This is a genomic window from Paenibacillus sp. P4_E11, from assembly GCF_056401635.1.
The window spans coordinates 1-2,284 of the sequence record NZ_JBFUIX010000344.1; the positions used below are offsets into that span (position 1 = coordinate 1).

Genomic DNA, 2,284 nt, shown 5'->3' on the forward strand with positions numbered 1-2,284 from the left:
CATACGAGCTGGAGACCAAACCTAAGAATGCCATCCGGTTTCGTATCCGCGACATCACGTACAACGGGTTCAAGTTGCCTGCCACTACGATCCAGACGCTGGAGAGGGGCAATGATCTGAGCTTCTATCCGAGTAAGCTGGCATCTTTCCTCCTAGCTACTGAATTGAAAGTGAAGGACCATCTCTTATCCGTAACTTTGAAAATGAGCTTCTAACCATTACGACTTGGGAGTTGCGGTTGGAGTTGCAGTAGGACTTGCAGCAGAAGCTGGGACCCCTGCCTTCCACTTCTGCTCCGTCTGATCCGCGAACAACTTCCAATTCAACTCGCCTTTCCATACCTGCTTTAACCCGTCTCCCAGCTGTAGCAGTTGACGGTTCAGCAACGGAGCTATTGGCAACCCTTCCTCCTTTTCGATAAAGGCAGCATTACTCTGAACCGCCATGTCATTACGAATTCCCCCTATGGCATAACTGCTGACCGCAGTTGGGAGCCGAAAGCCTTCATTCCAGAACTTCACGTTGGAGCTGACATTCGTCATTTCCTTAATCCATTCGAACGATTGCTTGGGATTGTCTGACCTAGAAGAGATGACGAAACTGCGACCGGTCAACCATGCGCTCTTCCATACCGTCTCCCCTTTCGGAATAGGCAGTGGAGACATGATCAAGCCATCCTTGGCATGTAACTTATAGTCCGATAGTGTCGTCAGTATACCCGCAATACGCCCCTGCTGAAGCTGTTCCCACGGTTTCCATGTCAACATGGTGCTGGAGGGAAACCATTTGCTCGGTGCGGCCAACATCGATTCCAGCGTCTTGGACACTGATGGCTCTGTTAGCTTTGCCGGGACAGCCTTGTCCTGTGACTTCGCGCCTCCGAGTGATTTGGTTAATGCCAGGAACGCCAATGGGTCATCCAAGTCCACATATATGCCGTACTTGTTCTCGTCTAGCTTCGATCCAGCAGTATGTAAGGCGAGCAGATCTTCGGCTTGAGCAGGAGCCTTGTCCATCCCGTGCTCTGTCAACCGTTTGGAATTGTACACCATCACATAGAGATCTACATCTTTAGGGACTCCCCACATATAGCCATTCCATTTCACTTGATTAACCGCCTGCTCCATCTGCTGTGACACTAACTCACTAGTCAGGAGAGAATCAACCGGATTCAAGTACCCAAGTGCTGCGAATTCAGTTACCCAGTTGTTCTCCAGCAGCATAATGTCAGGCGCTTCGCCCAGCTGTGCAGACTTCTTCCATTTCAAATAAGCCGTGCCGGGAGGGATATTGTCCAGTTTAATCGAAATGTCCGAATGAATGGTCTGATACTGTTGCCTTAGCTGGTTAAGTACCGCATATTCTTTGGGCTCCATCGATACTTGGACGGTCAGTTCCGTGATGCCTGGCTTCAGTTCAGGAGCTGGTTCGTCGGGATGACGGCCCTGATTCGGATCAGATTCCGAGGTGCGGCTATTGAAAACGTTTCCAACCCAGAATAGCAAAAGAACCGAAACACATAACATAGAAGCAAGCACTAGCCATCGTCTACTGCGCAATCGTATTCGCACTCCTTTGGCTCTGTCTAGTCCGAAAGTCTTATTCGCTATGTACTATGATATATGAAAAAGGCGCTTTCGTGAACCCTTAATGTGATAAGATATTATGGACTGAACGATTCGGCACTTATCAGGAGGTAACTATGCGTAAATATGGAATAGACATGCACTTACCAGACGGTAAAAGGCCAGGTTATTATGCCCAAGTCGTGAAAGCGCTGGCTGATATTCCTTTATTCGATCGAGATAAGGAAACACTGATCGTATCCGATGAGACCGGCCTAGATGCGGTCATCAAGTTGATGAAACACTACGGGTTCCAATACGACGAGCTGGTACTCCTGCTACTGCCCGAGCAAACTACACTTCGTCCCTCGTATACGGACTACGGCTTTGAGAGTCGAGGCGGCAACCGGTATTTGCTCGAGCAATTGATCGCTTTATTCCGCTTCGTACCCACAAGTGAGGCAACAGCATCCATGTCGGCGGCGCTCCTGCAGATGGAGGAGCACCTGATTGCAAGCTATGGAACAGGTGATGAGTCTGTATATGTCGTGGACGAAACGTTCATTGAATTGATGCACGCCATTGCCAAGGCATACGGCTGTCGGATCGAACGGATTGCCACCAACTTCTAAAGCCACTTTCGCAAATATTGTAGCGCTTCCTCACGCATCTCCGCAGTTTCCTTGTGGGCTACAGGATACCGACTCATGGTCCAGGCT

The 2,284-nt window shown here is 49.5% G+C and carries 2 protein-coding genes and 1 pseudogene; 2 read left to right on the top strand and 1 reads right to left on the bottom strand.

From position 1 onward, the window contains the following. Window positions 1-215: pseudogene (locus AC1DWB_RS33785) on the top strand (hypothetical protein); the annotation flags it as partial. Window positions 216-218: 3 nt separating this feature from the next. On the opposite strand, the gene AC1DWB_RS33790 reads toward AC1DWB_RS33785, so the two are convergent. After that, a complete protein-coding gene (locus AC1DWB_RS33790) occupies window positions 219-1,559 on the bottom strand; it encodes an extracellular solute-binding protein (protein WP_477545456.1) in 1,341 nt (446 codons plus the stop codon). A 143-nt stretch (window positions 1,560-1,702) separates the two neighbouring features. Between AC1DWB_RS33790 and AC1DWB_RS33795 the strand changes: the two genes are divergently transcribed. Then, window positions 1,703-2,197: a hypothetical protein gene (locus AC1DWB_RS33795; protein WP_477545457.1), complete on the top strand. Its 495-nt coding sequence runs from the start codon at window positions 1,703-1,705 to the stop codon at window positions 2,195-2,197. The last annotated feature ends 87 nt before the right edge of the window (window positions 2,198-2,284 follow it).

What these genes read in the sequence shown, in the direction of transcription:
- AC1DWB_RS33795 (WP_477545457.1), top strand. Translation starts at nt 1,703, where the DNA reads ATGCGTAAATATGGAATAGACATGCACTTACCAGACGGTAAAAGGCCA.